General features: G+C 62.6%; 4 protein-coding genes and 1 riboswitch. All 4 genes read right to left on the bottom strand.

Going from position 1 to position 3,535, the window contains the following annotated elements; translation table 11 throughout:
• A partial coding sequence (locus ACR0JA_RS23600; protein ID WP_480580393.1) for a FecCD family ABC transporter permease occupies positions 1-995 on the bottom strand: 995 nt, incomplete at its 3' end.
• Between the two features lies 1 nt (position 996).
• Complete coding sequence (locus ACR0JA_RS23595) at positions 997-1,944, bottom strand: ABC transporter substrate-binding protein (RefSeq protein WP_480580390.1); 948 nt, start codon at positions 1,942-1,944, stop codon at positions 997-999.
• Between the two features lie 18 nt (positions 1,945-1,962).
• On the bottom strand, positions 1,963-2,739 hold the full coding sequence (locus tag ACR0JA_RS23590) for an ABC transporter ATP-binding protein (RefSeq protein WP_480580387.1): 777 nt from the start codon (positions 2,737-2,739) through the stop codon (positions 1,963-1,965).
• Positions 2,736-3,092: a DUF1636 family protein gene (locus tag ACR0JA_RS23585; RefSeq protein ID WP_480580385.1), complete on the bottom strand. Its 357-nt coding sequence runs from the start codon at positions 3,090-3,092 to the stop codon at positions 2,736-2,738. Before ACR0JA_RS23585 ends, ACR0JA_RS23590 begins: the two co-directional genes overlap by 4 nt.
• Before the next feature lie 255 nt (positions 3,093-3,347).
• Positions 3,348-3,535, bottom strand: a riboswitch (cobalamin riboswitch). This riboswitch is flagged as partial in the annotation.

The following is a 3,535-nucleotide window of genomic DNA, read 5'->3' as shown; positions in this document are numbered from 1 at the left end:
GTTCTGAAGAGCAGTAGGAAGACGAAGATTGATCCGATTGAGGTTGTTACGATGCCGACGGGTAGTTCTTGTGGAGCGAGGAGCAGTCGGCTGAGGATGTCTGAGCCTGTCAGCAGGGCTGCGCCGACGATGGCGGCTGTTGGCAGCAGTTGTTTGTGCAGGGGTCCGGCGATGCCGCGTGCGATATGGGGGACCATCAGGCCGACAAATCCGATCACGCCGGCGACCGAGACGAATACGGCGGTTGCAAGGGCTGCGACGAAGAACATGCGGAACCGAAGCCCCTGGACCGGAACGCCAAGGGTCGAGGCGGTGAGGTCTCCGGTCAAGAGCGCATCCAGCCAGCGGGCGCGGTACAGCGAATAGGCCAGGATCAGGGTCAAACCGGCGCAGACCAGGGGAAAGGTCTGCCACCGGGCCAGGCCCAGGCCACCCAGCATCCAGAAGATCACCGAATGGGCGGCGCGGCTGTCACCGGCAAAGATCAGATAGTTGGTGATGGCCGAGAACAGGAAGGACACCGCCAGGCCCGCCAGGATCAGCTTTTCCGGCGCGCTTGTGCGCAGCCCCTGGACCAGCGCCAGCACGATGGCCGAGGCGACAAGACCCCCGCAAAACGCCGCCAGCGGCAGGGTCCACAGCCCCAGAACATCGCCGGTGACGGTGATGACGAACACCGCCCCCGCCGCCGCGCCCGAGGACAGCCCGAACAGAAACGGATCGGCCAGATCGTTGCGGGTGGTGGTTTGCAGAACAACGCCGACAATGCCAAGCCCGGCACCGATCACGGCGGCAAACAGGGCCCGCGGCAGGCGCAGATCAAAGACGATCCGGTGCAGCGGCGACATCTCGCCATCGGCCAGGCCAAGCCCCAGGCCAATGGCCGAGAAGGTCTCGGGCAGGGGGATGGATGTGGTTCCATAGACCGTCGAGATCAGCAAAAGGGCGGTCAGAACGACCGCCCCCAGCAAGAGTGTCAGAGCCAATCGGCCCATATCAGTTCAGGCCCGGATGCATGGCCTGCGCCATTTTCGAGATCGCCTCGATATTTGCCGGTCCCGGGGTCAGTTCCTCGTAACGCAGACCGATCCAGCGTTCGTTCCTGACCGCATCGGTCTGCGACATCACCGGATGCTCTTGCAGGAATTTGAAGGTATCGGCGGCACCATTGCCGGTCTGATAGTCCAGCAGCACCAGAAACTCCGGGTTCGAGGCGGCCACGGCCTCCCACGAGGACCGGCCCCAGCTGGTGTCCATGTCATGGGTGACGTTCTGGCCGCCCGCAGCAGCGATCATCGCGTCGGGAATGGCGAATTTACCGGCGGTGAAGGGCGCATCCGCGGGACCATCCAGCAGGAACACGCGGGGTTTGGACAGCGCGGCGGTCTGGGCCTCGATCGCGGACAACTCATCTTTCCAGCCCGCGACAAGCGCATCGGCCTTGTCTTCGACATCCATGACCTTGCCCAGACGCAGAACGTCGTCAAACAGCAGGTCCATGCTGGCCTCGGGGCGGTCCTTGTCCAGATGCACACAGCTCTCGGACAGGATCATGGTCTTGATGCCAAAGGGTTCCAGCGTGTCCGGCGTCACGTCGCCGCCGGGCTTCATGCCATAATACCAGCCGGCAAAGAACAGGTCGGGCTCGACCGCAACCAGGTTCTCGACGGTTGGGTATTTCGGGGCCAGTTCCGGGATGTCGCCGCGCAGCGTGTCAAACTCGGGGCTGGTCTTGTACCAGCCGGTGATGCCGGTCAGGCCAACGATCTTGTCCTGCAAACCCAGTGCAAAGGCCATGTCGGTCATGTTCATGTCATGCACGACCAGCCGCTCGGGCGTGGTGTCGAACACCAGCGGCGTGCCGCAATTGTCGACGCTGATCTCATGCGCGGATGCGCCGCTTGCAATGGCAGTGGCCAGAGCCACGGACCAGATCTGTTTCATTGGGGATTGCTCCTTGGGTCAGGTTGAAACTTTGGTTTTTCGGATATCCAGCGCCGGGATCACGCGGCCCTCGTGGTGAAAGCACAGGTAATCGACGCCAAATGTGTCGCGGACCCGATCCGTGGTCAGCACCTCGCCCACCGGCCCGAACCCGGTCATCCGGGTGGATTTGATCAGGGCAACATGGGTGGCGAATTCCGGGATCATGACCAGATCATGGACGATCATCACCACGGTGATACCCAGATCGGCCACCAGGGACAGCATCCGCCCCTTGGCGTCCGGATCCAGATGGTTGGTCGGCTCATCCAGAAACAGCAGCGACGGGTTCTGCGCCAGGGCCCGCGCGATATGGGCGCGCTGGCGCTCGCCCCCCGACAGCACCCCCATCCGTTTGCCCGCAAGGGCGTCCAGACCGGTCAGGTCCAGAATGCGCTCCAGCTCGGCCGCATGGGCGCCGACCGAGCGATCGGCGTGGATCGGTATCTGCCCCAGGGCGACATAGTCCCGCAACAGCAACCGCCCATCCGGCAGCTCTTGCTGACCAACAACCGCAATCATGCGGGCGCGGTCCTGTGCCGAAAGCTGCCGCAGCGATTGCCCCCGGATCAGAACATCACCCAGCGCCAGCGCTTCGGCCCCGCAGAGCAGGTTCAGCAGGGTGGTCTTGCCAGCCCCGTTTGGCCCGGCGATGGCCAGAATGGACCCTTCTTCAAGCTCGAACGAGACGTCCTGCAACAGAACATCCCCGTTCAGCGCGTAATACTCTACATCCTGTGCCGTCAGAAAACTCATAGCGGCACCTCTGCCGGGATAGGGGGTATGCGCGACAGGGTCTTTTTGAACAACGCGCGCGGGCGATCCGTGGCGTTTGTCCAACCGTTACTGCTGAGTTGGTATTGGTGGGCAAATTCCGCCAGCGCCGCGACATCCGCATCGGTTCGAATGTCCCCGAAAAGGTACTGCGCCTTTCCGGCAGCCTGAAACCCGACGGTTGCAGGGCGGTCGCACCCGGCCATGCAGTCGACCGGGCGGAGGGCAAAACCCGGCGGCAGCCGATGCCTCAGCGCGCCGGTCATCTGAGCAAAGGACCCAGGTCCCTTGCAGGTGGCGCAGACAAGAACGAAGTGATCGGGATGGTTCGGCATGGTGTGCTCCACTTACTGCCGAGAAACAGATATTGCAACGTTATAACGTATTGATACCAGCACGGCCAAGCCAGACACGGCCAAACCGCCACGGACGGCCCCGCCCCTGCCGGTTGTATCCATGAAAACGAAGTGATCAGCCGCCTTGTGCATCGCCCGCTCCGCTTGACGCAGAGCGCGGACAGAAGGTGCCGACAATGTAAACACGCAAACAACGTGCCATCCAAGCCTCCTTCCAGGACGCCCCGCCCCGGGTTGGTTCAACATCAGATGGCAGGTCTCCTGACTCGCGGGTCAACGCTCAGCCAACCTTCCCGGCCCCTCAGACCAGTGGACACTTGGCGTCACTCACCGCTTACAGTTGCGGGGGCAGTCACGGATTTGACACTCGAGGTCGCACCGTATTCCCTTTTCATCCCTCGGACAAAACCGAAAGAACCATC

This window comes from Ruegeria sp. AM4 (assembly GCF_056540665.1).
Note: the sequence above shows the minus strand (reverse complement) of the source record. Positions and strands in the feature narration are given on the sequence as shown.